Annotated in this window: 22 protein-coding genes; 12 read left to right on the top strand and 10 right to left on the bottom strand. The window is 67.4% G+C overall.

Annotated elements, in window-relative coordinates; translation table 11 throughout:
• Positions 1-80: 80 nt before the first annotated feature.
• A complete protein-coding gene (locus JAO84_RS16085; protein WP_370413514.1) occupies positions 81-1,688 on the bottom strand; it encodes a tyrosine-type recombinase/integrase in 1,608 nt (535 codons plus the stop codon).
• A complete protein-coding gene (locus tag JAO84_RS16080; protein WP_370413513.1) occupies positions 1,685-2,359 on the bottom strand; it encodes a helix-turn-helix domain-containing protein in 675 nt (224 codons plus the stop codon). The genes JAO84_RS16085 and JAO84_RS16080 overlap by 4 nt, the downstream gene beginning before the upstream one ends.
• A 95-nt stretch (positions 2,360-2,454) precedes the next feature.
• Between JAO84_RS16080 and JAO84_RS16075 the strand changes: the two genes are divergently transcribed.
• The 6 genes from JAO84_RS16075 (at position 2,455) to JAO84_RS16050 (ending at position 9,267) form a co-directional block, all read left to right on the top strand.
• Positions 2,455-2,685 (top strand): hypothetical protein, encoded by a 231-nt coding sequence (locus JAO84_RS16075; RefSeq protein WP_370413512.1) that lies wholly within the window; start codon positions 2,455-2,457, stop codon positions 2,683-2,685.
• Positions 2,686-2,915: 230 nt separating this feature from the next.
• Complete coding sequence (locus JAO84_RS16070) at positions 2,916-4,202, top strand: DUF3631 domain-containing protein (protein ID WP_370413511.1); 1,287 nt, start codon at positions 2,916-2,918, stop codon at positions 4,200-4,202.
• A gap of 356 nt (positions 4,203-4,558) precedes the next feature.
• Positions 4,559-5,416, top strand: coding sequence for a DUF2637 domain-containing protein (locus JAO84_RS16065; RefSeq protein ID WP_370413510.1), 858 nt, complete (start codon positions 4,559-4,561; stop codon positions 5,414-5,416).
• A gap of 472 nt (positions 5,417-5,888) precedes the next feature.
• Positions 5,889-6,449 (top strand): plasmid mobilization relaxosome protein MobC, encoded by a 561-nt coding sequence (mobC, locus tag JAO84_RS16060; RefSeq protein WP_370413509.1) that lies wholly within the window; start codon positions 5,889-5,891, stop codon positions 6,447-6,449.
• Positions 6,446-8,146 (top strand): mobilization protein, encoded by a 1,701-nt coding sequence (locus JAO84_RS16055; protein WP_370413508.1) that lies wholly within the window; start codon positions 6,446-6,448, stop codon positions 8,144-8,146. The genes mobC and JAO84_RS16055 overlap by 4 nt, the downstream gene beginning before the upstream one ends.
• 329 nt (positions 8,147-8,475) lie before the next feature.
• Entirely contained in the window at positions 8,476-9,267 is a 792-nt protein-coding gene (locus JAO84_RS16050; RefSeq protein ID WP_370413507.1) for a ParB N-terminal domain-containing protein, read from the top strand.
• Between the two features lie 72 nt (positions 9,268-9,339).
• Here JAO84_RS16050 and aspS read toward each other — a convergent pair whose 3' ends face one another.
• The 8 genes from aspS to JAO84_RS16010 form a co-directional block, all read right to left on the bottom strand.
• Positions 9,340-10,656: an aspartate--tRNA(Asn) ligase gene (gene aspS, locus JAO84_RS16045; RefSeq protein WP_370413506.1), complete on the bottom strand. Its 1,317-nt coding sequence runs from the start codon at positions 10,654-10,656 to the stop codon at positions 9,340-9,342.
• A 372-nt stretch (positions 10,657-11,028) separates the two neighbouring features.
• Entirely contained in the window at positions 11,029-11,772 is a 744-nt protein-coding gene (locus JAO84_RS16040) for a methyltransferase domain-containing protein (RefSeq protein ID WP_370413505.1), read from the bottom strand.
• 20 nt (positions 11,773-11,792) lie between these two features.
• On the bottom strand, positions 11,793-13,187 hold the full coding sequence (locus JAO84_RS16035; protein ID WP_370413504.1) for a hypothetical protein: 1,395 nt from the start codon (positions 13,185-13,187) through the stop codon (positions 11,793-11,795).
• On the bottom strand, positions 13,187-13,954 hold the full coding sequence (locus JAO84_RS16030; RefSeq protein WP_370413503.1) for a hypothetical protein: 768 nt from the start codon (positions 13,952-13,954) through the stop codon (positions 13,187-13,189). Before JAO84_RS16030 ends, JAO84_RS16035 begins: the two co-directional genes overlap by 1 nt.
• A 37-nt stretch (positions 13,955-13,991) precedes the next feature.
• Positions 13,992-14,576, bottom strand: a complete 585-nt coding sequence (locus JAO84_RS16025) for a CYTH domain-containing protein (RefSeq protein ID WP_370413502.1) — start codon at positions 14,574-14,576, stop codon at positions 13,992-13,994.
• Positions 14,577-14,723: 147 nt separating this feature from the next.
• Positions 14,724-15,023, bottom strand: coding sequence for a hypothetical protein (locus tag JAO84_RS16020; protein ID WP_370413501.1), 300 nt, complete (start codon positions 15,021-15,023; stop codon positions 14,724-14,726).
• 73 nt (positions 15,024-15,096) lie between these two features.
• Positions 15,097-15,606 carry a nucleoside-diphosphate kinase gene (locus tag JAO84_RS16015; RefSeq protein ID WP_370413500.1) on the bottom strand — a complete coding sequence of 170 codons (510 nt, stop codon included), beginning with the start codon at positions 15,604-15,606 and terminating at the stop codon, positions 15,097-15,099.
• 320 nt (positions 15,607-15,926) lie between these two features.
• Positions 15,927-16,151: a hypothetical protein gene (locus JAO84_RS16010; RefSeq protein ID WP_370413499.1), complete on the bottom strand. Its 225-nt coding sequence runs from the start codon at positions 16,149-16,151 to the stop codon at positions 15,927-15,929.
• A 268-nt stretch (positions 16,152-16,419) separates the two neighbouring features.
• Here JAO84_RS16010 and JAO84_RS16005 point away from each other — a divergent pair, with 268 nt between their 5' ends.
• The 6 genes from JAO84_RS16005 to JAO84_RS15980 all read left to right on the top strand — a co-directional run bounded on the left by JAO84_RS16005 (position 16,420) and on the right by JAO84_RS15980 (position 24,632).
• Entirely contained in the window at positions 16,420-17,643 is a 1,224-nt protein-coding gene (locus tag JAO84_RS16005) for a helix-turn-helix domain-containing protein (protein WP_370413498.1), read from the top strand.
• 10 nt (positions 17,644-17,653) lie between these two features.
• Complete coding sequence (locus tag JAO84_RS16000) at positions 17,654-18,136, top strand: NUDIX domain-containing protein (protein ID WP_370413497.1); 483 nt, start codon at positions 17,654-17,656, stop codon at positions 18,134-18,136.
• A gap of 435 nt (positions 18,137-18,571) precedes the next feature.
• On the top strand, positions 18,572-20,638 hold the full coding sequence (locus JAO84_RS15995; RefSeq protein ID WP_370413496.1) for a helicase HerA domain-containing protein: 2,067 nt from the start codon (positions 18,572-18,574) through the stop codon (positions 20,636-20,638).
• A complete protein-coding gene (locus JAO84_RS15990; RefSeq protein WP_370413495.1) occupies positions 20,638-22,038 on the top strand; it encodes a hypothetical protein in 1,401 nt (466 codons plus the stop codon). The genes JAO84_RS15995 and JAO84_RS15990 overlap by 1 nt, the downstream gene beginning before the upstream one ends.
• A complete protein-coding gene (locus JAO84_RS15985; RefSeq protein ID WP_370413494.1) occupies positions 22,035-23,249 on the top strand; it encodes a DNA adenine methylase in 1,215 nt (404 codons plus the stop codon). The genes JAO84_RS15990 and JAO84_RS15985 overlap by 4 nt, the downstream gene beginning before the upstream one ends.
• Before the next feature lie 687 nt (positions 23,250-23,936).
• Positions 23,937-24,632, top strand: a complete 696-nt coding sequence (locus JAO84_RS15980) for a pyridoxamine 5'-phosphate oxidase family protein (protein ID WP_370413493.1) — start codon at positions 23,937-23,939, stop codon at positions 24,630-24,632.
• Positions 24,633-24,701: the final 69 nt, after the last annotated feature.

Genomic DNA, 24,701 nt, shown 5'->3' with positions numbered 1-24,701 from the left:
CTGGGGATTTCTATTGTTCGGGGCATGACAGGGCACACGGCTGGGGTGCCGCAGGTTTGCGTGCGTGAGCGGAGGGGCCGTCAGCCCTTCTTGGCGGCCTTCTTGGCCTTGCCCTTCTTCCCCTTGGCCTTCGCCTTCGCGGCGCGCTTGGCGTCCTTGGCGGCCTTGCTGGCCTGCGCTTCCTGCTCGGCCTTGCGCTGGAGGGGGACCAACTTCGCGGTGGCTTCGGCGGCGCTCTTGCCGACGTGGGGGAGCACGCTCTGGTAGATGTCGCGCGTGATCCGGGTGTCGCTGTGCCCGAGCGTGTCCGACACGATTTTGATGTCGATGTGGGCGGCCAGCATGAGCGTGGCCGCCCCGTGCCGGAGATCGTGGAGCCGAATCGGCGGCAGCCCGGAAGCGGCGACGAGCCGCTCGAACAGATCCGTCACCTTGCCTGGGTGGAGCCAGGAGCCGTCCTCCTGAGTGAAGACGAGCCCGGTGTTCACCCAGGCCGACCCCCACTCCAAACGGTCGGCTTCCTGCTGCTTGCGGTGCCGCTCCAGGACGCCGACGGTGTCGTCATCGAGCGCGACGATGCGGAAGCCGCTGTCGGTCTTCGGCTCGGACGCCTCGACCTCCCACCCGTCCTGGACGAGCTGCCCAGTCACGGTGAGGGAGTGCTGGTCGAGGTTGGTCTCCGACCAGGGCTGACCGCACGCCTCACCACGCCGCAGCCCGCGGAACGCGATCAGGTGCCACATCGCGTACAGACGGTCGTCGGCGACGAAGTCGAGGAAGGCGCCGGTCTGTTCCGGTGTCCAGACCATCACGGGGGACGGCTTCTCACCGGTCTGCTCCCACTTGGCGACCCGCTCGTCGGTCCACACGAGCGCCTTCGGCTTCCGCACCGGGTCGATCTCGACGTGGGCCGCAGGGTTGAACGTGATGATCTGCTGCCCGATCGCGTCATTCAGGGACGCGCGGAGCGTGGCCTTCACGTGCTGGCGCGTGGCAGGGCCGGTCACCCGACGGAAGGCCGGCATCTCGTCGATCGCCGCCTTCAGCGCCCTCCGGCGAGCACGGTTCTCGGCCCCCTTCCACGGGATGGTCGCCAACTCCTCTACGGCCGCTCGCCGCTGGGCGTTCTGCTCCAGGACCTCGGCGTTGCCGTCGGCGATGGCCGTGAACATCTCGCTCAGGTGGCTTACGCGCAGCCTGTCGAGGCGCCGGTGCCCGATGTGCGGCTTGAGGTGCACGCGGATGTCGGTCTCGTACCGGCTGATGCCTGACTTCCGGATCCGCTTGCCCGCCAGCCACCGGTCCAGCCACTCGGCGACTGTCAGGCTGCCGACGAGGTCCTGGCCGGCCTTGAGGCGTCGGCGGGTCTCCTCCACGTCGGGCAGGGGTAGCTTCTCGCCGCTGACCTCCGCCAGCATCTCGGCGAGCAGCTGGATGCCTTCGGGGTCGTCGGTCTCGGCGAGCCCGAGCAGGGCACGCACGTGGTCGAGGTCGGCCTGTGCCGCCTTGGCGTTGGTGTAGCCGCCACGGGCGAACGACCGCCTGCTGCCGTCCTCGCGGGGTGGCAGCTCCTGGCGTATGGAGTAGGTGCAGTGGTTCCTGCTGTTGCGCTTGGGGCAGGAAGCGCCGAGTTCCTTGCCGGACTTGGGGTCGCGGCAGGAGCAGCGGCGGTAGGTAGAACCCTTCAAATGTCTTCCTCTTCGTAGCCGTCGTCGAACGGGCTCATGAACCGGGTTCGCATCAGATGCGGGGGTGTGCCGCCCTCCTCACGGATGGAGGCGCGTAGGCTGCGCAGCCGTTGTTTGGCGAGCGCTGCTCTTTCTGCGTAGAAGGCTTGGGCGCTGAGGGCCTCTTCGCGTTGAGTGGGGTTGCTGGCCGATTTGGCCTTCCAGGCTTCGTGTTGCTCGCTGGATTCGGCGGCATTGAGGGCCTGCTGCTCGCTCTCGTGCCGATGGAATAGGCGCAGCATGCGATCGAGAGCGAGCGGCTCACCGGGTTCGGCGCCGGTGAACCACCGCATGGCGCCCCAGGTCTGCTCGCTGTCGCGCAGGGGGAGTTTCTGAACCCTTTCGACGTAGCCGACGGGGTAGATCAGGCAGATCGGGTTCGTGTGGAGTGCCTCGGCCAGCACCATGACGTCGACCAAGGGGAGGCTGGCCCGGCGGCCTGACTCCATGTTGGCGATCACGTTGCGCGGGATCCGGTGGCCGATTTCCTCACAGGCATCGGCCAGCTCTTGGGCGCTCATGCCCAATTCCTTCCTGCGTCGCCGCACCTCCTTGGCCACGGTTGCCATGACCTGGTCCACCCACTCTGGGACGTCGTCCTCGTCTTCATCATCGAATCCATGTTGTGTCATGGAGACACATTAGCTCGAACAGGCTTGTTTCTCGTAGGCCCGGAGCCGGACGTGAGGACCGCGTTCGCCGACGGCTGTGACGAGAGGAGCGCTGCGTGCGCGAGAACCCGACTGAAACCGGGTCGAAGGGGATGGGTCGCGGGGAGATATTGGCCCTGCCGGCAGCCATTGACCTGGACACCAGCAACCGTGCGCTGGGTCTCGGGCGAAGCAAGGGCTACGAGCTGGCCAAGCGGGGCGAGTACCCGTGCAAGGTCCTGCGGCTGGGCAAGGCGTACCGCGTGGTGACCGCAGACCTGGTGAACCTGCTGGGACTGGCCGCTTGAGGGCGAGAGAAGGTAGCAGACCATTCTGCGCGGAGCTGACACAGAAACGCTGGACTGTGCCAGGGGTCGGACGTACTGTTCGTCGTCGCCCGGCTCCTCCAAGGGCTCACGGCAAACAAGTGAGCCCCCGACGCGCCAACGTCGGAGGCCCCGGCAACGTCCCCACCCGCAATCACACGGTCAACCCGAGTGGCCAGCACGCACGCGGCCACACGAGAAGGAGCTGCCCCTTGGAACCTACGACATCCACGCCCCCTGCCGCACCTGCCAAGGCGACTTGGCCCGCGGTCGCGGTCCCCGGCCAGCCCGGCGCCCACTTGCAAGACGCGCCGACTCGGGGCCTCGACACGGCCGTCGAAGGCCCCGCTGAGGCGGAAGTTCCCCCGCCCGCACCGTCGACCCCCGCGTCAGAGGGGGAGGCGATCCTGGACGAGCTGCGCGCCACGATCCGCCGGTACGTAGTGATGCCCAGCGAGGAGGCCCTGACCGCCGCCACGCTGTGGGCGGCGGCCACACACCTCCAGACGGTGTGGCAGCACGCCCCGCGCCTCGCGGTAGTCGGACCGGCGAGGCGGTGCGGGAAGTCGCGGCTGCTGGAGGTCCTGATCGAGGCGGTCCACGAACCGCTGATCACGGTCAACGCGTCCGCGGCGGCGATCTTCCGCTCGATCAGCGAGGGCAACCCGCCGACCCTGCTGGTGGACGAAGTCGACACGATCTTCGGGTCGGCGAAAGTCGCGGAGAAGAACGAGGAGATGCGCGGCCTGCTCAACGCGGGACATCAGCGCAACCGCCCCACCCTGCGCGTCTCGGGCCCGAACCACGACGTGCAGAAGTTCTCCACCTTCGCCATGGCCGCCCTGGCCGGCATCGGCGACCTGCCCGACACGATCATGGACCGGTCCGTGGTCATCCGCATGCGCCGCCGCGCCCGCAGCGAGAAGGTCGCCTCCTGGCGCTACGGCCGCGACGACCTGGCGGTCAGGGCACTGCGCGAGCGGTTGGCGGCCTGGCTGGCCAGCGTCCGCGACGAGGCCACCGCGCTGGAGCCCAAGCTCCCTGTCGACGACCGCGCAGCCGACACGTGGGAGCCGTTGATCAGCGTCGCCGATCTCGCGGGCGGACGCTGGCCGATGATCGCCCGTACGGCGTGCAAGGCCATGACGGACTACGAGTCCGGACGGGACCAGGACGGCGGGCTGAAGATCCGCATCCTGACCGACATCCGGAAAGCCTTCGCCAGCGTCGGCAATCCGCCCGCGCTGCGGACCACCCACTTGCTGGACCTCCTCAACGCCGACCCAGAGGCGCCGTGGTCCGAGCACAGCCCCAAGGGGCTCACCCCGCGCGGCCTGCAGATCCTGCTCGATGACTACGGCATCGGCTCGGGCAACCGCCGCTTCCCCGACGGCAACCAGGCCAAGGGCTTCACCCCCGCGCAGTTCACCGACGCCTGGACCCGGTACTGCCCGCCGGAGAATCCCGCCGCAGAGGCGCCGTCCGCCACCAGCGCCTGACCCTCCACGTCTCGTCCCACTCGTCCCCGTGCAGGTCAGCGCGGGGACGGGTGGGGGAGGCGCAACGAGTCGACTCGACATCACCAACTTGCTGACCTGGTGAAACCTCCCGGCGGAGGCATGCACAGCCCGTAAGGCGGCTCCCAGGACGCGCGAGTCGACACCCGTACCAACTCGTACCCCACTCGTCTCACCGACTGCCCGGCACGCGCTATCGGCCGGGTGCAACGAGTCGACTCGACATCAGCCGAGCACCCGTACCTGCCCTGACCAGCGACAGGACGAGTGGGACGAGTCCCCACCCTCCACAGCCACCCAGTCCGGTGGCCACACCTCAGCCCTTGGAGCGCACCCGCTTGACCACACCCACCCCCACGCACAAAACCACCCGAGCCGAGAGGTACGTGCTGGCCGCCGCCGGATTCGTGATCGTCGCTCTGACCGCCGCAGGCTTCTGGCTCTCGTACGCCCACCTGGCCGAGGTCGCCGGACGCCACGGCCTGGGCAACGCCCCAGAACGCCAGTGGGCATGGCCCGCCACCCTCGACGCGTTCATCGTCTCCGGCGAGCTCCTGATGCTCCGCGCCAGCCTGCGCCGGGTGACCGACTGGTGGGCGATCGCCCTGACCGCCACCGGCTCCCTCGGTTCCATCGCCCTGAACGTGGCCGGCGTCTACGGCACACGCGGCACCACCGAGGTCCCGCTCCTGGACTACGTGATCGCCGCCATCCCCCCAGCCGCCGCCCTCATGGCCTTCGGTGCCCTGATGCGGCAGATCCACCAGCACGTCGCCGAACCCGCAACCCCACGTCCCTCGGACGACCGCCACCACCCTGCGGCGATCGCCGCCCAGCTCCCGCCCGACGATGGGCAAGCCGTCGGACGCCAGCCCGCACCCGCGGGCGAGGAGCCGGAGGATTCCGGTGACAACGCCGCCGAGGCTGCCGAGGAGTCGGACCTGGATGCCGGTCCGCACAAAGCCGACCCGCCCGCCGTCCCCTCCCGGAAGGTCGGCCGACCCACAACCGGTGACCTGGACGAGTTCCTCGCGATCGTGGAGAAACTGGAAGGGAAGCCGACGTTGAAGCAGATGCGGGCGGCCATCGAAGCCGAGGGTCACTCGATCAGCAACGAGCGCCTGGGGAAGGTGAAGAAGGATCTCGTGGGCCTCCGCAGGCAGCAAGCCCTCAGCGGAACCGCCCCCGGATACTGACCGATATTCACCGCAGGTCAACGCCGGTAAGGCCGGACGGGGACCGTGGCTGCCTGCTGGCCACGGTCCCCGGCGATCACCGTAGAACCTGCGTCCCCGACCACCGGCCCCCGCCCCCAGCCGGCGACCCGTACCCCACGGTCCCCTGCACCGGGGCAGCCATCTGCGTATTCCGGGGACCGTCGGACTTCCGGTCATCTCCTCGCTGACCGCGCGCCGCAACCTCTGCCAACGCTGCTGGCGCCGCCTGCCGACCCCGCCTGTCCCCGTATCGCCAGCAGCCACCCCCGCATCGGAGAAGCACCCTGTGACGCTCGACCCGAACGCCCCCGACTCCACGCCCTCGCCGGTCTCGAAATCGCCTAGGCTGACAGACCGTTGGCAGCGTGCGTTTGGGATGACGGCCCCTGGCGGAGCCAGTAGTACCCCGAGTCCGACTCAAGGCCGGCCTTCGGGGATCTCCGCCCCAGGGGTGGCGGAGACGGCCCAGCGCCAGGGGGCGCAGGACCGCGGGGTCGGGTCCGAGGGCGGCCCCGACCAGGACAAGCTCCACGCCGTCCAGCGCGAGATCCTCCGCACCGAGCCCAGCCTCCAGCCCGCCGCCGGCGAGCCGTCGGTGCAGTGCGTCCAGCCCACGATCCGCCGCTTCACCGGCAACAAGCGCACCGACCGCGTCGGCCCGCTGCGCTTCACCCGCACCGAGCGCGCCCGCCTGATCGAGGCCGCCGCCGAGCACAACTACAAGGGCGAATCCGGCCTCGCCGCCGACATCGTCCTGGCCTTCATCGACGGCCGGTTCACCGCCAACCTCCCCCTGTCCGAAGACCGACGTCGCACCCACGTCTTCCGCGCTCAGGTCCTCCGCCAGTGCAACCGCATCGGCGTCAACATCAACCAGATCGCCCGCGCCCTGAACAGCGACCTCACCCCGCCCGACATACGCCAGCGTCTCGACGAACTCCACGACCTGCTCACGGTGATCGCCGAGGCCCTGCGCGAGCCCGCCGACCCGAGGGAGGTCCGACAGCCGTGATCGCTGCCATCAAGCCCTCCGGCGCCAACACCCGTGGTCTGCTCGCCTACCTCTACGGCCCCGGCCGCCACGACGAGCACACCGACCCGCACATCGTGGCCGGCTTCGCCATGCTCGCCATGCCCGACCCCGGCCGCGACGAGAACGCCACCCTCACCCAGCTCGCCCGCTACCTCGACGAACCCGTACGCCTCCGCAACAGCGAGTTCGGCAAGAAGATCACCGACCACGTCTGGCACTGCCCCGTCCGCGCCGCTCCCGAGGACCGCCAGCTCTCCGACGCGGAGTGGGGCGAGATCGCCCAGCGCATCGTCGCCGCGGCCGGCATCGCCCCCGAAGGCGACGACCTGTCCTGCCGCTGGATCGCAGTACGCCACGTCGACGACCACATCCACATCCTCGCCACCACCGTCCGCGAGGACGGCCGCCGCCCCAAGCTCCACGACAGCGGCATCCACGTCGGCGACGCCTGCCGCCAGATCGAGAAGGACTACGGCCTGCGCCGCCTGAAGAAGGGCGACCGCACCGGCACCCGCGCTCCCACCCAGGCCGAGATGCACAAGGCCCAGCGCCTCGGCTGGGAACAGACCAGCCGCGAATGGCTCCAGGACCGCATCCGCGCCGCCATCCCCCACGCCCGCACCGCCGAGGAACTCCTCGCCTACCTCGAAGCCGACGGCATCGCGATCAAGACCAGGCGCGGCCCCTCCGGAGACCTCCTCGGCTACGCCGCAGGCCGCCCCGGCGACCTCAACAAGGACGGCGAACAGATCTTCCACCCCGGAGGGAAGATCGCCCCCGACCTCACCCTCCCCAAACTCCAGGCCCGCCTCGAAGCCGGCCAACCCGAGGAGCACCCCACCGCCCGCCGCAACCGCCCGACCACCGCCTGGCACCAGGCCACCGAATCCCTCGACACCTTCCGCACCGACCTCGCCGACGACACCCACGCCCAGGCGCACATCACCGCCCTCGGCGAACTCCTCGAAGCCACCGCCCAGAAGGCCCCCACCCACCTCCGCGCCGAACTCCAAGCCGCTTCGAAGGCATTCGCACGCGCCCAGCGCTCCCAGATCCGTGCGGAAGACCGCGCCGCCCACGCCATCCGCCACGCGGCCCGCGACATCGTCCACACTGCCACCGGCCCCGACGGCAGCGCCCTCGCCGCCCTGATCGCAGCCCTCCTGTGGGCCGGGATCATCGCCAACCGCTGGCACGAGGCCAAGGGCCACGCCCACCAAGCCGACGCCGCCCGCCGAGCCCTCCACCACCTACAGGCAGCCGCTGACCAGGCCCTCACCTCCACGCTCGTCGTACTCGAACAGCATCAACCGAAGCAGGAGACCCGTCGCATACTCGCCCACGACGTACGCGCCGCCGTCCCCAGCCACGCAGAGCGCATCCTCACCGACCCCAGCTGGCCCGCCCTCGCCGCCCTCCTGGCCGACGCGGAGGCCCGAGGCCACCAACCCCACCAGCTACTCAAGGAGGCCGCAGCCCAGCGCGAACTGGCCACAGCCCGCCAACCCGCCCGTGTTCTGATCACCCGCCTCCAGCACACCAGCCGCAACCCAAGCCCCAACCCCCGGGCTGAAGCCGCGCGCCTCCGCACCATGGCGTCGGTGACCGGCCAGCAGGCCACCGCCACACTGCCGCCAGCAGCACCCGGAGGCCGACCCAACCGCCCGCGACGCTGACCCCTGGAATCTCGCCATTGGCACCCGCCCTGCACCCCCAGCAGGTCACGTTTTCCCCCGCAGCACACCGCAGCTGTGCTCAGGTGGGTCGGCCGCTACTGTGGCCGCCCTCCGGGCCCGAGGCCCACAGGCGGATCCGGACGCGATCGCCGGGAGAGGGCCGATATGTATAGCCGACGATCCCCGGTTAGCCAAACCGGGGATTCCCCAGACCATTTACATACACGGGCCCGCGCCCAACTCCACCCAGACGCACAGCACCCGCACGGTGCTGTCGGCACACCCACACCACAAGGAGCACCACCCTGAAGGTCCACCCCACCGCTGCCATGTTCCCGCCGCTCACCAACGAGGAGCTCCACGAGCTGACCGAGTCGATCAGGACCCAAGGCCTGCGCCACCCGATCGTCCTCGGCCCCGATGGAACCCTCCTCGACGGCCGCCACCGACTCGCCGTCTGCAAGGCCCTCGGAGTCGAACCCCGCTTCACCACCTATGAGGGCGGTGATCCCGACGGATACGCCCTGTCCGTCAACATCCGCCAGCGCAACCTGACCACGGGACAGGCGGCGATGATCGCCACCAAGGCCCAAGCCGCCACCGAGACGAACGAGCACCCCTCCCCCGAGGAGGGGATGCGCTCCCTCAGTGAGAAGACCGGTGTCTCCATTGGCCGACTGGAGCTGGCCGACATGGTCATGCGACATGAGCCCAAGCTCGTTGAGCCGGTCATCATGCGTACTGTCAGTCTGGACAAGGCCCACGAGATCGCACTCACCAACAAGGTCCGTGCACAAGTCAGCCAGCAGCACCTCGCCCGCCTGCGCACCGATGCCCCTGACCTCGCCGACCGCGTCATCGCGGGTGAACTCACGGCGTTTCAGGCATGGAACAAGCACCAGGGGCGCATCAAGGAAGACGCACGGCAGCGCAGGGTCGCGACCTATCTCCTGTGCGATGTCGTAACGTCTCTGGCGCAGACGCGCGGCTCCAGGACCTTTGCGAGGTATGACCCCCAGTACGAGGCACCGCGCCGCGCTGTCACCCGCGAGACCATCGCCCACGCGATGACCGCGCTCACGGAAATGGACGCCGTATGGCGGGAGCGCAACCTCCCGTAGCTTGGCGTGAACGTCGACAAGCTGCCCCCACCGCCAGACCGGCGGCGGGGGCAGTGGCACGTCCGGCCGCGATCAGGGGGTGAGGCGGTTCGGTCCGCGGAAGAGGAAGGCCGCCTCGCGGATGGAGTCCAGTCCGAGCATCACCATCAGGATCCGGCCCAGGCCGGCGCCGAGACCGCCGTGCGGCGGGCACCCGAAGCGGAAGATGTTCAGGTAGTCCTGCATCGGCTCGGTGCTCATGCCTTTGTCCTCGGCCTGCTTCAGCAGGACGTCGGAGCGGTGCTCGCGCTGGGCCCCGGTGGTGACCTCCAGCCCTTTCCAGAGCAGGTCGAAGCTGAGCGTCAGGTCCGGTCGGTCCGCCGGGCGCATGTGGTAGAAGGGCCGGATGCTTGCCGGGTAGTGCGTGATGAACGCGAACTCGTGCCCGGTCTGCTCCTTCATGTGCGCTGCGATCCGGCGCTCGCCGTCCGGGTCCAGGTCCTCCTTCACCCCTTCGGGGTCCCAGCCGCCGGCCCGCAGGACTGCCTGGGCCTCGGCCATAGTGATCCGCGGGAACGGCGTCTCCGGAACCGCGACCTCGACCCCGAAGACTTCGCGGATCCGCTCACCGTGGACCTCGGCCACCTTGGCGATGGCGTGGGCGAGCATCTGCTCCTCGAAGGCCATCACGTCCTCGACGTCGTCGATCCACGACAGCTCCACGTCCACACCGGTGAACTCGGTCGCGTGCCGGGACGTGAACGACGGCTCGGCACGGAAGACTGGACCGATCTCGAAGACCCGGTCGATGCCGGCGGCCACCGCCATCTGCTTGTAGAACTGCGGCGACTGCGCCAGGTAGGCCGACCGGTCGAAGTACCCGAGCTTGAACACTTCCGCCCCGGACTCCGAGGCGGTCCCCATCAGCTTCGGGGTGTGCATCTCGGTGCAGCCGTGTTCCATGGCGTACTCGCGCAGCCCCTGCTCCAGGGTCGTCTGCACGGTGAACACGAGCTGCGCGGTCTCGCGCTTGCGGACGTCGAGGAACCGCCAGTCGAGCCGGTGCTCGGGCCCGGTGTGCTCGTCGATCGGCAGCGGCGTCTCCGCCAGGTTCAGCACCTCGACCGACTCGGGGACGAGCTCCAGACCGCCGAGCTTGACCTGGGCCGCGTCCACGACGCGGCCGGTGATCCGTACGGCGGACTCCGGTGTGAGGGACTCGAGCACGGCCTCCAGCGGGCCGCCGTCGCGCTTGTGGGTCACCTGGGCCATGCCGGAGTGGTCGCGCAGGATCACGAACTGCATCTTGCGCTGCAGCCGGAGTGCGTTCACCCAGCCGGACACGGAGACGGTCTGGTCGATGTGGCCGCGTAGGTCAGAGGTCAGAACGCGGCTCGTCGTGTGGATCACCGCAGCCCTCCAGGGGCGTCGTCATGATCCCTTGGGAGTGCGGGCGAGAAGGGAACTCGCGGTACCACCGCACTTTCGCCGCCACCCGAGGGCAGCAGCCTCATTCAGCCCGATGACGGGGGCGAACCGGCGGGGCATTGGGCCAGGTGGCCGTTCCTCCCCGCGCTCAGGAGGGTCTTCACCTTGGGCGCGAGTCCGCCTTCCCAGCTACCGGCGGCTCTCTCTGCTCGCGTGATCCTTGGCTACTCGTCTCCATCAACGCGTTGGGCAAGAGGGTAGGAAGCGGGCGCGATACCCGCAACGCAATAGGCGCGTGCTCCGACCCCGCTGGGCCTCCCGCAACGGAAGCCCAATGAGGCGTGCGCCAGTCGGCTACTTGGTTGCGACGACGTACACGCTCGCCCACTGCCGCTTGGGGTTGGCCATGTTGGGGTCGAAGTCCCACGGTTCGACGGTGACGAAGCCGGCCTCGGTGAACAGCTGGCTGAGCTTCTCGAAGTCGTACGCCCAGTAGTGCGGGTTGTACGTGGGGTCGTCGTCCTGGTCTCGGAAGACGTAGTTGATCAGGTCCAGGTAGGTGTTGATGTCCTTGCGGCAGTCCCGTTTGGCGTACCAACGGGAGATCATCTCCCCGGCCTGCTCGGCGCTGGCGGGGTACGAGCCGAGGACGAAGGCCGCGTCCGGCACTCCCGTGATGAGACGGCCGCCGGCCGCCAGGACGCGGTGGGCCTCGCGGGCGTACTGCTTCGCGGACATCGGGTAGTCGATGTGCTCCAGGAAGTGCTCGGAGAACAGCACCTCCACCGAGTCGTCCTGGAACGGGATCCCCTCCCGGACGTCCCAGAGCAGGTCGGCGGGCGGCACTGCGTCGATGTTGAAGAAGCCGTCGATGCGGTGAGCTCCGCCGCCGACCTGGACCTTCTTCGGCGTGGAGTCGAGCTGGCCTGAGGGGAAAGCGTTCTGGCTGGTGCGGTGGTAGCGGCTGAGCTCGATCTCCTTGGCGGTGGCACGGAGGGTACGTGCCAGACCGTGGCTGGTGGCCGGGTCGGCGAGGAGAGCGGTGATCTGTTCGCCGAGGAGATCGATGGAGGAGCCGTCCGTACGGTGGGCATTCATCAGCCTTGCGTCCTCTCGCGTCAGGTGGCGGCAGGGGTGGGTGAGGTCCACTGGTTGTTGCGCATGAGCGTGTACTTGATGTCGACCAGGCGCGGCGCGATGGTCAGCGTCAGTTCCTCGGTGGGATGGAGCCGGCCGTTGTCGTCCTGCTCGGCGCGCCAGACGCGGTAGTCGAGATCGGGGTACGCGGGATTGATGCCGATCTCGCCCTTGGGGATCGTGCCGTTGAAGGGCGCGATGATGTCCATGTGGTTCCAGTAGTTCCACGCCTGGAGCGCCTTGTGCTGGTCGAAGTAGAAGTAGAAGTCCGGGTAGCGGCCGAAGGTCCGCAGCTCGCGGTGGATCAGGTGGCCGAGGAGCGGTCCGAGCTGGGTGGAGAGGCTGTCGAACTCCCAGCGGGTGTGGTGCCAGGCGTCCGGGATCTGCCCGGGAGTGAACAACCGGGCCGCGACGAGGTGGCTGATCCGCCCGGTGAGGTAGGCGCGGGCGTGGGCGGCGTCGAGACCGGGGTCGATCCGGGCGAGGAGCGTGTCCAGCTCATCGGGGGAAGGCCGGAACTTCGCGAGATCGAACTTGCCTGCCATGTGGGGGAAGGACGCGAAGAGCATGTCCTTGTAGAGCCAGTTGTTGAACTCGCCGAGCTCGGCCCGTTGCCTGGTCTGCGGCGTGGTGGAGTGCAGCATCAGGTACTCCGCCAGGGCCTCGAAGTACACGTATCCGAGGATGGGCAGGCGGGGGATCGTCTCGTCCAGGAGCCGCAGGAACGTGGCGGGCTGGACGGTGGCGCCCTGGTAGGCGACGGCAGCCGCCAGGGCGAGGAAGGCCGTGGAGTTCTTGATCCTGCTGACGGTTGACTCGCGCAGCTGGTGCCGCTCGGTCTTGGAGAGCAAGTACTCCAGGCGGATGTAGATCTGGAGGTGGATCGAGCCGAGGCGGAGGTAGTCCACGCCGGCCAGCCCGCGGTACGCCTGGGGCGGCAGGTTGATCTCGAAGATCAGCGGAGTGGGTACGCGCTGGGGTGCGCCGGCCTTCGCCACGAAGGCCGGCGCCTCCCTGGTGAGCACATACTCGGCGAGGTTGTGCATCCGGTACCCGCGCTCGGTCGGAGTGAGGGGCGCGCAGTACACGCTGCCGACCAGGCAGCCACCAGAGGGGTAGAGCGAGCCGTGCTCGCTGATCTGCTCCAGGGCGTGCGTGACGTGCAGCAGGTGGAGCTTGCCGTCCCCGCCCAGAGCCCGGAACAGGGCGTTGTCCCGGAGCAGCCAGCCGTTGGGAGTCTCGGCGACGAGCCTGTTCTCCCACGCGGCGGCCTGTTCGGAGAGCGGGTCCCGGCCGTCGGAGGGGCTGGGGATGAGGGTCGAGTCGAAGAAGGCGTGGGCGTCGGCCCACTGCTCGTAGGCGTCGAGGAAGTCCATCAGCCGGTCAGCTCCAGCTGCTCAAGTCCTGCGAGTACCGCATCCGCGCTGGTCGCCCCGGCCAGCCACGCGGTCTCGGACCGGACAACGAGCTCGAAGGCGGTCGTACGTAAGCCACTGAAGGCTTCGGACCGGACTTGAGCGGGGTCCGGCCACCAGCGCAGCTTCGGCAGCCGGTAGCGGTCCAGGGCGTCCGCGGCCTTGAGGAGGTCGCAGACGGCCTCGGCGCGGGCGTGGTCTGCATGATCGTCCTCGGAGAAGGCGTCGTACGGCAGGTCGTGCAGACGCACGGCCGTCGCGGCGGCCATGATCCGGCTGGGCGTCGCCACGAGCCCGAAATGGGACCAGACGGTGTCGGCGTTGTCCGTGAGCCAGATGGCGGCACGCGCCCCGTGGCCTCGGTCGTCCTTATCGTGGAGGCGCCGGCAGTCGTGCACAGCGGCGGCCAGGACCAGCGTGGCGGTGTCGTCGTCGCTGAGCCCGGCCGCCTCCGCGAGCAGCGCGGCCACAGCGGCAGTGCGCATCGCGTGCCGGATCCCGTGGAGGGAGTTGAGGCACTTCTCCTCGGCGAGCCACCCGGAAGGGATGGCCGAGCGGGAAAGGAGCCTCTGCGAGGTCGCTCGCAGCCGGGGAGGCGGGCCGTCCGAGAGGACCGGCCGGTTCGCGGCGATCCAGCGGACGGTGGCGGGATCGGTGTACTGGTGGTGCGGTAGCTGCTTGCGTGCAGCCAGCTCGACCAGACTGTCGGCCGGCGAGGTCGTGCTCATCGGGCCCACCCCCTCGGTGGTCTGCGACAGCGGATGCCTAGCTGACGGACGCGGCTTGGGCCGCCTTCTCCTTGCGGGCCTGCTCGGTGGCCTCGAATGCGGCCGTGAACTCGGCGAGCTCCTCCTCGGTCATGAGGTGCACGCCCAGCTCGTCGGCCACGGCGCCGATGCGGGCGACGGCCTCGTCCCGCGCGGTGGCGCTGGCCTCGTCGTCGAGCAGCACCTCGAACTCCGCGTGGTGCCCCCAGGCTTCGCTCCACTTCACGGCGATCTCGACACCGCGGAAGCGGAAGTTGTGGCGCTGGTTGAACGCCTGGTGCATGGTGTCCTCGAAGCCGAGGGCGTTGAAGATCCGCACGGCGGCCGGAACGTCCTCGCGGCCGATGGCGAACTCGGTCTCCGGGAAAGCGGCGCCCTGCCCGATCTTGCTGGCCTTGAGGGTGACCTTCGCGGAGCCGGCCGCGATGTTGTCCGTGACCTTCAGCAGCTGATCGGGCAGCACGTAGAAGTGGATGGTCTTGTCGTCGCAGCCGAGGTCCTCGGCCTCCCGCGTCAGACGTTCGACGAGCTGCTCGTGCGCGTCCTTGTCGAAGCGGGCGCGCATCTCGATCTCGATGGCCACAGTGGCTCCCTTACGGAATTGGGCATGGGCGATCCGCCCGAGCCAGGCGAAGCGGGGCTGGCTCAGTTCAGTGCGGTGTGCGATTGATCAAGCGTCCGGGCGGTGCGGTACGCAGGTACGTGCCGCACCGCCCGGCGGGGATGAGCGTCAGGCGAGCTCGCCGAAGCGGTCACGCACGACGCCCTCGTGCAGGTAGTTCGGGAGCGGCACGCCGCCGACGGACACGCGCTTGGTGGCGACGTGCTCTTCGGTCTCGTCCGGGAAGCCCTCCAGCAGCTGGAGGCACTGCGCCACCCACTCGCGGGACTTCTCCCAGTCGCCGGTGTCACGGCTGCGGACGGCGAGCGCGAAGGCGGTCTCGGCCGCGGCCCATCGGTCGGTGGGCAGCTCCTGCTGGAAGATGTTCTCCAGCTCGGCCAGGGAAGCGACGCGGGTCGGGTTGGTCATGACGTCTTCTCTCCTACGTTGGTGCCTGGTGGTGTTCAACGCGTCGACAGCCGATAGGTGACCTCGGGAGGGCTCAGTACGTGAAGATCTCCGCGAGGGTGCGGTAGTCGTGCAGCTCGTCCTTGCCGAACCACAGCTCGACCTCCTGGTCGGCCTCGGCCTTGTTGCCGGAGGCGTGCACCAGGTTCGCGACGGCCTTGCCGGAGGCCGCGCTGGCGCCCCGGCTGTAGTGCGAGAAGTCGCCGCGAACCGTGCCGGCGGGGGCCTCGTTCGGGTACGTGCTGCCGACGATCTTGCGTACGGTAGCGACGGCGTCGAAGCCCTCCAGCACGAGCGCGATGACCGGGCCCTGCTGCATGAACGTGGAGGTGAGGTTGTAGACGTCGGCGCCGAGCCGCTCCTCCAGGTCGAAGTAGTGGCGCCGGGTGAATTCGGCTTCCATCTGCTTCATCTTGATGCCGACGATCTTCAGTGCTGCGTCCTCGAACCGGGCGATGATCTTTCCGGCGTATCCACGAACCATCGCGTCGGGCTTGAGAAGGACGAGCGTGCGCTCCACGGTGTTTTCCTGATCCTGGGCCATCGGTTCCCTTTCAGCTTTCAGGCAAGCCATATGACGGGCGCTCGGCGCCTCGCCCGCCTGAGGTTACCGGCGTCGAAACCCCCTTCTCTGCCAGTTAGTTGACAGATGTAAGGCTTATCGGCCAAGCGGCCGAGACTGTCGTTCGACGAGGGCCCAGTGCAGCTGCTCCAGGCGGAAAACGCACTTCCTGCACGCGTGGATCTCGACCTCGACATCGCCCACGGCGATGGATCCGATGACGGTCACCTCGACGTCGAGCCGTTCGCAGCGGAAGCAGCTTCCAGCGGCCCACTCGAACCGCTGCCACAGCTGCTGAGGCTTCACGCGGCTGGCTGGCCGCGCGCCGGCCGGAGGCCGTCGATCGGCGCCGTCCACTCCTTTCCGCCGCCCTCCGGCCGCAGCCAGGCGCTCGTGGGCGGCTTCTCGGAGTAGTAAGGCCACGGCTGCACCTCACCTCGACGGCCGGTGCCCGTGTCGATCACCAGCGCGCGGACCGTGAGCCAGTCCGGCAGCGAACTCCAGCCAGCCGCGGCTTCGACGGTCACGGGGCGCTGCGATACGACCTGGACCGCTCCTGCGGGGGCTTGCGGTGCGGGCTTCACGGCTGTGGCATCTCCGATCTCTCTGCCTGAAGAAGACGGGTGGAACGGACGGGCGTCATTAGCCAAAGCCAGTTGATGCAGGACGAGTTGTTCGCATCTCCCAGCGGTGTTCTCGGTCTGCTGCGACAGTAGCCAGGGCTTCCGGCGGCACCCCGGAAAAACCTTCCGGGGTTCACTTCGGCCACGAGGTGATGATCAGGACATGCGAGGTATGACAGAGAACCTGACCATCGGCGAGCGCGTCGCCTGGTATCGGCGTCGGCGTGGCCTGTCCCAAGAGGTGTTGGCCGGCCTTGTCGGCCGCACCACGGACTGGCTGAGCAAAGCGGAGAACAACCGGATCGAGCTCGATCGCCTCTCGGTGATCACCTCACTCGCCGACGCCCTCGATGTCTCCCTTGGAGACCTGCTTGCCGAGCCGGCCCTCATGGAGTGGTCGGCCGACAGCGGTCACCACACGGTTCCAGCGCTGCGGGAAACGCTCATGGACTACAAGCAGCTTGCCCCTTTACTCGGAGCCGCCAGCGGCGAGGAACCGCCCGCCCTGCGGGACCTTCGAGGCAACGTGGGCGACGTGCTCGATGCCTACCAGGCATCTCGGTACGGCTTCGCCACCCGACGTCTCCCCCTTGTCCTGGCCGATGCCCTCGCCGCGTCCCGCGCCTACTCGGGGCACGAGGCGGAGGAGGCCCACGCCCTGCTCGCTCTCGCCTACCACGGCGCCGCCATGGTGCTGGGCAAGGTCGGAGAGTCCGAGCTGGCATGGATCGCCGCGGATCGCGGTCTGGCAGCAGCGCAGCTCAGCGGCCGCAGTGAAGTTACGGGATCGCTCTTCCGCGCGGTCACGCACTGCCTCCTGGCCACCGGCCGCTTCACAGCCGCGGTCCAGCTGGTGAACGACGCGGCAGCCGTCATGCAGCCGGAGCTGGGCAACGCCAACGACGAGTACCTCTCGGTGTACGGCACGCTGTTCCTCACCGGCGCGATGGCTGCCGCACGGGCAGAAGACCGGGCGACCACGCAGACCTTCCTCCGCGAGGCGAACGAGACCGCCCAACGACTCGGCGCCGACGCCAACCACATGTGGACGGCCTTCGGCCCGACCAACGTGGCCATCCACTGCGTGGCCACCGCCGGCGAACTCGGCGACATCCAGATTGCTGCGGACCTGGGCTCACGAATCGACACGACTGCCCTGCCCGTGGAGCGACGCGTACGGCACAGTCTCGAAGTCGCCAGGGCGCTGAGCTCATGGAACCGCACCGACGAAGCCCTGGCTGTCCTACTGGAAGCGGAACAGGCCGCCCCCGAGCAGGTGCGCCACCACTACCTGAGCCGGGAGCTGGTCATCGGCTGGATACGCGGTACCAGGGGCCGGCCTGCCCATCCCGTCGCAGACCTGGCCCGCAGACTGGGCATTGTCGCGGGCGGCTAGAGTCCGAGCCGTGAGCGAGAACGAGCACGAAGCGAAGATGGCCCGCCCCCGCATGGCAGCCGGCGCTCTCTTCTTCGACGAGGAAGATCGAGTCCTCCTCGTCGAGCCGTCCTACAAGGACTACCGCGACATCCCCGGTGGCTACGTCGAGGAGGGGGAGTCGCCCCGACAGGCGTGTGTGCGCGAGGTCCAGGAGGAACTCGGCATCACGCCGCACATCGGCCGCCTCTTGGTCGTCGACTGGGCACCGAACCCCGGCGAGGGAGACAAGGTCCTCTACCTCTTCGACGGCGGCTGTCTGACCGCCGACGACCGCCGACAGATCGCCCTGCAAGCGGACGAGCTCCGCGGCTACGACTTCCACGACGCCGACCAGGTGCCGGACCTCACCATTCCTCGCCTCGCGCGGCGAATCACCGCAGGCATCCAGGCCCAGACGAACGGCCTGACCGAGTATCTCGAGCACGGGGAGCCCCCGACGAGAGGCCACTGACCACTTACCGCATTGCGGCAAGCCCATGGGGCAGCCTGTTCTCGCCGAGGGGCTCGGCTCGTCCTGACGAGCCCGGTCCGAAGCGGAGACGGCCATCGCGTCGCCGACCTCCAGGGTCAGTGAACCGGTTCAGCTGGCAGCCAGCAGTGGCATTGATCGCCAGTGATCCGCGAGCGAGCAAGCCAGACAACGGGTGCTCCAGGCCCAGATTCCAGCATCCGTCCGCCCCGTGTCGGTACTTAGCCCGAAGACGACCCTGCTGTCCGCCAGGATTCGACTCAACTCGGCACCCAGCGACCCCGCCTGGCAGTAGGCTGATCTACCAGCCAGCAACGCTGCGCACGTCACCGTCACCTACAGCGCTCTACAGAGATATTGATCTTGTCGGTGGAATGAGCGAGGCTTTCTGGTGGGTGTGTTCGGAGAGGGTGGAGAATGATGGAGTTCATCCCCGGCGTTGGCGCCGGGTCTTTGCTGCGGTCTGAGCTGCTTGCCGATGGTCGGTCGACCCGGATAGGTGCGATTCACCAGATCGACTACGGCCAGGCCGTCGTGCTAACTCACGACCGCTGGAAGTTCGACGCCGGTGGCATTTCGCAGTTCTCGTTTCTCCTCGCGACCGCACAGGACGTCAATGACCCTCGCGTCGACGATGACGAAGTGCTGCTTCTGCGTGTCGAGGGCACGGCACCGCTGTCGCTTGAGCGCGACCTGCACGCCGTGCGCGAGGAATCCCTGCGAACGGCCCTTTCGAACAACCAGGACCCATCGCCATCCACCGTGCTCGATGCGGAGCTTGACCCGTTCACCAAAAACCGCGTGTCGTTCACTGGCGTGCGGTGCAAGATCCTCGGCACCTTCTACGAAGACGACGTGGATGGGCAGAAAGTTCTGGAGTTTGGCGCCGACGTGGACAACTTCTACGCCACGTCCACTTATCGAGTCCTGAAGCCGATCGGCGACGGCCTCGCGACGATTGCCTCCTACCTCAAGCCGACTGGGCGCCCGGTGGAACGCGTGCGCATCGGCGCGGTGCGGTACTCCGCGACGCGGCGGCGAGCCAAGGCATCTAAGCAAGCCGACGCCGCCGTCGAGGTCAACATTCGGGACTTCATCGGCAATAAGACAGCTCTGCTCGGCATGACTCGAATGGGCAAGTCGAACACGGCAAAAATCATTATCGCGCGCACGTTCGCAGTCTCCGAGCGGCAGCGTGCTTCGGGTGGACATCCCATCGGTCAGCTGATCTTTGACCCGCAGGGAGAGTACGCCAACCCGAACACCCAGGACGGCACTGAGATCGCAGCGATTGGCGCGAACCACGTCCGCATCTTCAAGTTTGGTGCTGACGGATCACAGCCCCACGTTAAGCCGCTCAGCGTCAACTTTTTTGCAGAGAACCAGATCGATGCCGTGCAAGGTCTCATTGCCAACCAATTGAGTGGCGAGGAATCTGGATATGTAAAGGACTTCGCTGGCGCATCGTATGCCGATGATCCCGCCAACAAGTTTAATCCGCATCCAGGACGCGCCCGGATGGTTCTTTATGGCGCCTTGATCCGCGCAGGCTTCCCTGTGCCTTCGAACTTCGCCGCGCGTATCAACATCAGTGCCGCGTTGCAACTGAAGGTCGAGCAAGGTATTCAAGGGACGAAGTCGGTGGTGGGTCTCGGTCGAAATTCGTTCACCCAAGCTGGCAAGTCTGCCAACCTGGTAACCGTAGCTGCCGATGAGATTGAGGCAGTTGTGGACAAGATTATCCAATTGCGCGAAGCCGGCGATACCGACGCGATCGACTTCACAAAAGACGTGCGCTGGAAGAGCGTTGAGCCGATCTTCACCACGAAGAGCGACAAGCGCAACGTTCGTGGTTGGAAGAACCTGAACCCGTTGCGCCCGTTCCATAGCCCGTTTACACAGCAAGATCCTGCTCTGGAGATCTACAACGAGCTCGTCGACGGTCGAGTAGTCATCGTCGATCTTCACGTTGGTGCCGAGGCGATCACCAAGGCGCTTAGCGAGTCCATTACCCGACGCCTGCTTTTTAAGCAGACAGAGGTATTTACATCTGGGAAGGAGCCTCCGCATATTCAGGTAATGCTTGAGGAGGCGCACAACCTATTTTCGTCCGACCGCTACAAGGATGAGCTCGATGTATGGGTCAAGCTCGCTAAAGAAGCGAGCAAGCTCAATCTCGGAATGACCTACGCAACGCAGGAGGTCTCGGGGGTAGCGCACCAGGTCAAGGCGAATACTGCCAACTGGGTTGTCGCCCATTTGAACAACACGACAGAGGTACGGGAACTGGCCAAGTTCTACGACTTCGGGGCGTTCTCAGATGCGATCATCGCCTCCGAGGACCGCGGGTATGTGCGGCTCAAGACACTGTCCTCGCCGTACATCGTTCCCGTCCAGATCGATCGGTACGACATCGCGCTCGTCAACGAAGCACGAGCAGCGGCTGGTGACTCGCCGTTGACGCTGAACGGGACGGCACTCTGATGCCGTACGAGACTGTCGGTGGGGCGCACGAGATCGCATCGCGGCTGGGGCATTCGGCGGCCGCCATCCGGGCGATCGCGGACCAACGTACCTTCCATGTTCCGGCTGAGGCGATCCAGGACTTGGATTCGATCCGCAAGCGAATCCGTCCGCGGAGCGACTTCGCCGCCCCGTCTGCGCCAGAGCGACTCACCGCCGCGCTGGCGATCGACGGTTCACACGTCGTTGAGCAGGTGCGTGATGGCCTGCCATCGGTCTTGTACGGGTTTGCGCAGGCCGCCGCAGCATACGTGGACCTCGGTGTTCTGGAATCGCAGCGGGCCGAGCGCTTTGTGGACCCGTACAAGATCGAGCGTGCGGTCAACACCGCCCTCGTGACGCTAGACCTGCCTGTCGCCGGCGCGTACACACGCGCCGACGCCGACATCGTGACCTCGTGGCGCGAGGTCATCAATGAGCTGTTTCGGCAGAAGAAGATCGACGTCAATCGCCTCGACCAGCCGCTGCTGGACCTGCTCTTCCTTCTCCATGGCGTTCCCGGGTCGCCAGCGGCCACAGTGCCGGTTAACTGCCCGACGCAGGACTGCAAGAAAGACGTTCCCGTGCCGCCCTCTGGTGCCGACTGCGACGCGTGCGGCGTGCACCTTTTTCCCACCGACGTGCTCCGTGTCCATGAGGAGGTTGGCGAAGAGGGCACGAACCAGTCCGCTCTCGGGCGGCTCATGTCGGTGATCGAGCTGTTGGTGCTGGTTGGGCTGGCGACGCTGCTGTGGGAGCAGTCGCGCCAGAAGGCTCTGCCCACGACGCTGTTCATCGTCGATGGCCCGCTGGCCGTGTTCGGCACACCAGCAAAGCTGCGCGGGCGAGCCCTTGAATACTTCCAAGCGATGGGCAGCACTGCTCCGGGCAACGCGCCGTACGTCTGTGGGATCGAGAAGTCCGGAGCTCTGGTCGACTACGCGCGCCAGCTGGCCCGGCATGACATTCTCGAACCGGGTGACCTGTTGGTATGCGACGAACAGATCATCGCTCGAGTCGTAAACGCCAATAACGCCCGCGCTTACGGCAAGGAGACGTACTGGGGCCGCAAGTTCGTGTATCGCGCGCTTGATGGACGAGTCGTCGTCCCGACCGTGCCACCACCTACCGGCGCACCGTACGACGCCAACGGCGGCCAAGCCAACCCGGCGGCCTACCCGACACTGCCGGCAATCCTCGACGTGATCGACCGCACCGGTTCCTCGATGTACGTCGATGGCATCATCCCGGTGGCGGCCGCGCACGGGAAGGCCGCGTTCCCGATCGGCGTGGGCACCGATGTGCTCCGCCTCGTAGCCACCAAACGTCTCGGCCTCGACTTGTCTGGTGGACAAGCGGCTCCGGTACGGTTTGCCCCATGATCGAGAATGTGGCTGTGGTGCCGGTCGCCCCCCTCCGTGATGCTCGCGCTACGCATGTTGCTGCGCCGGCAATCCCGACGCATATCCTCGACAACCCCCGCCCACTCGTTTCACCCCTCGGCGTCGTTGACCACGCGCTCATGATGAGTAGGTACCAGTCGCCCCTGCGCTACCCAGGAGCAAAGTCGTCCCTCGCTCCGGTGATCGCCCGAATCTTGGATGCCGCCAAGGGGTCGAGGGCCGTTCCGGAAATTAACCTGCTGGTCGAGCCTTTCGCCGGCGGAGCGTCGGCGTCCTTGCGGCTCGTCGGCCAAGGGCTCGTCGACCGAGTGCTGCTCGCTGACGTGGATCCGTTGGTGACTGCCTTCTGGCAGACCGCGGCCGCTGATACAGAAGCGCTGATCGGACGTATGCATGATGAGTGGGCCCGATACGTCAAGCGGGGCGGAGTAGCCGCCGTTGAGCGGTGGGACTACTGGCGTTCCTGGGTGCCTACTCGGAAAGCGAAGCCTGCCACGGTCCGACTGGAGTTGGCGACACAGTGCCTATTTCTGAACCGCACAACCTTTTCTGGAATCCTTCATGGCAAGGCAGGCCCGATTGGTGGACGCAAGCAAGAGAGCCCGTACGGCATCGGATGCCGGTGGAATCCGGAGGCCATAGAAGAGCGACTTCGATACGTCGGTCACCTGTACGACACCGGGCGAATCGTCGATGTCTGGCACAAGGACTGGCAACAGACGCTCGATGACGTGCCCAGTTACTACCCGCAGTTGATCCCGTCTCGCGTCGTTGCTTACCTCGACCCGCCCTACATCGAAAAGGCCTCGCACTTGTACCGCACCTCTTTCGACCCCCGAGGTGGATACGGCGGCGACAGGGATGGCAAAGCGGGATCAGACGACCACATGCTCCACATGCAGCTCGCCGGATATCTGCGCACCAAGGCGCAGTTTCGCTGGCTGCTCAGCTACGACAATAACCCAATGCTGACCGAAAGCACTTGGCTCTATGCGCACGCTCGCATGACGCCTAGCCGCGTGGACCGGGAGACGCTTGGAGTACGCTCGTGGCCCTTGACTAAACGATTGGTGAAGACGCGTTACAGCGCTAGTGGCAAGACCGGCAAGCGCGATGCTGATGAACTCCTCATCACAACCCTCCCGCCATCCACTGTCCCTGTAGATCACCAGCTGCGCGAGCTGCCTTGATTGCTGAGGGTCATCCGCCTTCCGTCACCTGCTCAGCACTTTCCGTTCCTAGTTGTTCGTGCCCGAGATCCGGTTCAGCTCCGCTCAGGTCCGCGTACGGCTTGGTCACGTAGGAGGCCACGTCTGCTGCTCGGCTGCCGGCCACGAGTCGTCCGAGATCACCTGTCGGCGACGGCTGTGGCTTTGTGCGACAGACCGAGTCGTCGGTCGATCGCCCACTGGGGCAGGCATTGAGCGAGCAGCTCGTGCACAGCTCAGTATGGGACGGCGTAGCGGTGGGCGGTTTTCACAGTCTTCGCCGCGCCGATGCGCGACTACCGGGGGCTACTGCTCCGGCTGGATCGGCAACGGAGATATGAGCCGTGGGTTGACGGTTGCCACGCCGCGGCGGTTTGGCGGGCTCGAAGCGGTCGCAAGTGGCCAGCCTGCGTGAGCGCTGCGTGAGCGGACTGGGTGGCACAAGGAGGATTGGGCGGCACGTGGGTTCAGGGGCGTAGGTCTCTGACCTGGGGAAACGGGATTCTGCGGCATCGTCCGGCACCAGCCGGGATGATCTTGTGGGGCCTCGTAATGCGTAGGTCTCGGGTTCGAATCCCGAAGGCGGCTCACCTTGAACCCCAGGTCAGATCCACTCTGACCTGGGGTTTTGTGGTTTTGATTCGGGATGTGCGAGGCGGGGGAGCCGGGATGGCGGAGCAGGGGGCGGAGTCGGAGCTCGGGGTGACCGGGCGGACGCGGTTGCGGCGGATGCGGCACAAGGGGAGTCATCGGCGGGGGGATCTCGACGCGGTGCTGGGGGCGGGGTTTCTCTGTCATCTCGGGGTCGTCGTGGACGGGGCGCCGATGGTGGTGCCGACCGTGTACGGGGTCGACGGGGACCGGTTGTACGTGCACGGGTCCGTGGCCAGCCGGAGTCTGGTGCAGGCGCCGGACGGGGTGGTGTGCGTGAGCGTGACGCATGTGGACGGGCTGGTGCTCGCGCGGTCGGTGTTCGAGCACGGGGTGAACTACCGCAGCGCGATGATCTACGGCGTGCCGCGGCTGGTGACCGATCCGGAGGAGAAGCTGCGCGGGCTGAAGGCGCTCACCGAGCAGTCCGCGCCGGGGCAGTGGGAGTACGTGCGGCAGCCCAGCCGCAAGGAGCTGGCCGCGACCGCGCTGGTCGCGCTCGACCTGGCAGAGGCGTCCGTGAAGGTCGCGAGCGGGCCGCCGGACGACGGGGACGGGCCCGACGCCGAAATGGGCCTGTGGGCCGGGGTGCTGCCGGTCGAGACGCGGTTCGGGGTGCCGGAGGCCGATCCGCTGCTGCCGGCCGGGATCGAGCCGCCCGCGCACATCGCCGGGCGGGCCGGGGAGCTCCTCGGGCGGTCTCCCGGGCGGTGACGTGGTCCGTACGGCGCAGTCCGGCGCGACGCGGGGGGACCCGGAGGGCGTGACTGGGGGAGGAGCTTT

It is taken from the genome of Streptomyces fradiae, assembly GCF_041270065.1.
Lineage (GTDB): Bacteria > Actinomycetota > Actinomycetes > Streptomycetales > Streptomycetaceae > Streptomyces.
Note: the sequence above shows the minus strand (reverse complement) of the source record. Positions and strands in the feature narration are given on the sequence as shown.

Bases quoted from the DNA above. Each gene is read 5' to 3' on its own strand.
- JAO84_RS16080 (WP_370413513.1), bottom strand. From the start codon at position 2,359: ATGACACAACATGGATTCGATGATGAAGACGAGGACGACGTCCCAGAG.
- JAO84_RS16050 (WP_370413507.1), top strand. From the start codon at position 8,476: ATGTTCCCGCCGCTCACCAACGAGGAGCTCCACGAGCTGACCGAGTCG.
- JAO84_RS16040 (WP_370413505.1), bottom strand. From the start codon at position 11,772: ATGAATGCCCACCGTACGGACGGCTCCTCCATCGATCTCCTCGGCGAA.
- JAO84_RS16035 (WP_370413504.1), bottom strand. From the start codon at position 13,187: ATGGACTTCCTCGACGCCTACGAGCAGTGGGCCGACGCCCACGCCTTC.
- JAO84_RS16030 (WP_370413503.1), bottom strand. From the start codon at position 13,954: ATGAGCACGACCTCGCCGGCCGACAGTCTGGTCGAGCTGGCTGCACGC.
- JAO84_RS16020 (WP_370413501.1), bottom strand. From the start codon at position 15,023: ATGACCAACCCGACCCGCGTCGCTTCCCTGGCCGAGCTGGAGAACATC.
- JAO84_RS16015 (WP_370413500.1), bottom strand. From the start codon at position 15,606: ATGGCCCAGGATCAGGAAAACACCGTGGAGCGCACGCTCGTCCTTCTC.
- JAO84_RS16005 (WP_370413498.1), top strand. From the start codon at position 16,420: ATGACAGAGAACCTGACCATCGGCGAGCGCGTCGCCTGGTATCGGCGT.
- JAO84_RS15995 (WP_370413496.1), top strand. From the start codon at position 18,572: ATGATGGAGTTCATCCCCGGCGTTGGCGCCGGGTCTTTGCTGCGGTCT.
- JAO84_RS15990 (WP_370413495.1), top strand. From the start codon at position 20,638: ATGCCGTACGAGACTGTCGGTGGGGCGCACGAGATCGCATCGCGGCTG.
- JAO84_RS15985 (WP_370413494.1), top strand. From the start codon at position 22,035: ATGATCGAGAATGTGGCTGTGGTGCCGGTCGCCCCCCTCCGTGATGCT.
- JAO84_RS15980 (WP_370413493.1), top strand. From the start codon at position 23,937: ATGGCGGAGCAGGGGGCGGAGTCGGAGCTCGGGGTGACCGGGCGGACG.